The sequence below is a fragment of the Symbiopectobacterium sp. genome (assembly GCF_051710365.1).
GTDB lineage: Bacteria > Pseudomonadota > Gammaproteobacteria > Enterobacterales > Enterobacteriaceae > Symbiopectobacterium.
In genome coordinates, this window is the sequence record NZ_JBPETA010000306.1 from 1 (window position 1) to 2349 (window position 2349).

Annotated in this window: 2 protein-coding genes and 2 pseudogenes; 1 reads left to right on the forward strand and 3 read right to left on the reverse strand. The window is 54.3% G+C overall.

Features of this window, described 5'->3' with window-relative positions; genetic code table 11:
• Positions 1-69: pseudogene (locus ACTBDZ_RS17070) on the forward strand (surface-adhesin E family protein); the annotation flags it as partial.
• A 156-nt stretch (positions 70-225) separates the two neighbouring features.
• Here ACTBDZ_RS17070 and ACTBDZ_RS17075 read toward each other — a convergent pair.
• The 3 genes and pseudogenes from ACTBDZ_RS17075 to ACTBDZ_RS17085 all read right to left on the reverse strand — a co-directional run.
• Positions 226-942 (reverse strand): MotA/TolQ/ExbB proton channel family protein, encoded by a 717-nt coding sequence (locus ACTBDZ_RS17075; RefSeq protein ID WP_438816179.1) that lies wholly within the window; start codon positions 940-942, stop codon positions 226-228.
• A 109-nt stretch (positions 943-1051) separates the two neighbouring features.
• Positions 1052-2224: pseudogene (locus tag ACTBDZ_RS17080) on the reverse strand (TonB-dependent receptor domain-containing protein); the annotation flags it as partial.
• 23 nt (positions 2225-2247) lie between these two features.
• Positions 2248-2349, reverse strand: a 102-nt coding sequence (locus tag ACTBDZ_RS17085) for a hypothetical protein (protein WP_438814434.1), incomplete at its 5' end; no start/stop codon positions are given.

Here is a 2349-nt window from a genome sequence, read left to right on the forward strand (position 1 = left end):
ATGGCGATGGTCAAAGCGCTTAACCGGATCACGCTATTAGGAATGCCGAACAGTATTCGCATCACGTAACAATCGACCCGATGGGGCACAGTCGTTACAAGTTCTGATTTATTCAACAAAGCCCCGGGAATGCTGAAATCCGCCAGCGCCGAGGGGGTAACCAAACACAGCCCGAGCCCGACACACGCAGCCCAATGCCGCCCAGCGTGTTTGATAGCCCGCACGCTACGCATAGCGCTTTACCCCATTTTCCTGCACCGCCGCAGGCTTGACGGACTGGCGGGTATGTGGCATTCCGGCACGCAGCAACAGCACTTTCAGCGCTTCATTGATGTGCTCCATGCGACTTTGCAGGAAGTTGTTTCCCAACAGGCACACCAGCGCGATGGCAATCCCCAGCCCCGTGGCGTACAGCGCCGTCCCCATCCCGGCGGAAACCTGACTTGGGTCAGAAATCCCAGCAGCCGAGAGTGCCTTAAAGGTTTCGATAATGCCCATAATGGTGCCCAGCAGACCCAGCAGACCCAGCAGACCCAGCAGACCCAGCAGACCCAGCAGACCCAGCAGACCCAGCAGACCCAGCAGACCCAGCAGCGGCGCGGCTGTAACAATGGTTTCCAGCAGCCACAATCCTCGCGTCATGTGCGGTTTGCTTTGCAGATATTGGGTATCGATCAGATCGTTGAGCTCATCACGGTCGCGATCCGCCGCCTGCGGCAACAACGGAGTAATCAGCGTTACCGGCAAGCTGTTGCGCTGGCTGAGCTCAGCAGGGAGATCGTGAAGATGGCGAATGTCGGCGGTCAGCGCACGGAGCAAGCGCGTGGTCTGACGGCGTGTATAAGCAAAGAACAGACCACGTTCGATGATGATGATCAGTGCCACCACCAGCGAGGCATACATCGCATAGAAAATAATATCGTGCAGGTCGTTTGCGTTCATAAGGGTCCGATTTTCCTTCGGTGCGTGTTACGCCCTTGCTGGCGCGTAACGGTAATAAGCCACTCCCCTGTGGATAAATTCCGCCAGGGGATATCAGGTTTGCGAGTGATTAGAAGGTGGCGTCCAGCGACACGCTAAAGGTGCGCTCTTCACCCACGTTGTAATAAGGCGTGCTGGCACGAACGCCGTTGTGCGCAGCGGCGTTGAATACCACTGTACGTGCGGAATCCAGGTATTCCTTATCGAACACGTTGTTAACGTTGAAACGCAGCGTGGCGCTTTTGATGATCTTCTTGTCTACCGGCAAGTGAATGCCCGCATTGAGATCGACCACGGTACGCCCGCCAATTTTCTCATCGTTGGTCATGTCACCGTAAAACGCACCGGTATAACGGCCATTGATGCCTGCGTAGTAGCGGCTATCGTCATAACCTACGCCCAGATTAAGCATGTTCTTCGGCGTGTTGGCGGAACGTTTACCGGTGGTTGGCAGCGTGGAGCCGTTGGTGACGATATCGTCTCTCTGCTTGGTGTCGGTATAGGTGTAAGAGTCAAAGTAATTGAAGTTATGCGGCAGTTTTCCGCTCAGCTCAGCCTCGATGCCTTTGTTCTCTACTTTACCGGCGTTAATCATCTCGTATTCGCCATCAACGTTACGGCTGGAGATCTGACGATCGGTAAACGCAATGTAGAACAGTGAGGTGCTCAACATCACGTCTTGCCCCTGGAAGCGCCAGCCCAGTTCGTGGTTCCAGCTCAGTTCTGGCTTGGTGTTGATGGAATCACCCAGGTTATAGAGCACGTAGTTAGGTGGCATGCGCATATTGCGCGTCAGGCTGTAAAACACCTGATTTTCGGGATTAATTTTGTACGCCGCATTAAAGCTCGGCAGAAACTCTTTATAGGTGCGCGCCTTTTTCGCCTCCACAGAACTCAAACTGCCCAGATCGTGCCCGTCACGTCTCACGTGCTGCCAGGCCAGGCCGCCAGTGAGCGTCCAGTCGGGGGAGACAAACCAGGTATCCTGCAACCAGAACTTATGCACTGGTGTCACGGTGAACTGGTTGCGCCCCTGGATCACTTTGCCGTTGGCATCTTTCACCAAGTGCGAACTGTTGGGTTTGCCGGAAAGATCAATCGGGTTACCGTCTGCTTTAATACCGATATAGGGCTGCGTCTGACGTTGGCGTGCACGTTCAAACCAGTAACCGATATCCAGACTGTGCTGGTCATTGAGATCCCATTTCAGGGTGTTGGTGATACCCGGACGCCAGGTTTCCGTCTAAATAGCTGTTCCTAATACCGCTACACTTTTGCCTGTCCATGTTTTCCACTGGGAAACGGGCTGACGGTTTCCATGAAGCGGCGAACCTTGTTCAGTAACTGCCACATTGAACAGCATTGATG

Bases quoted from the DNA above. Each gene is read 5' to 3' on its own strand.
- ACTBDZ_RS17075 (WP_438816179.1), bottom strand. From the start codon at position 942: ATGAACGCAAACGACCTGCACGATATTATTTTCTATGCGATGTATGCC.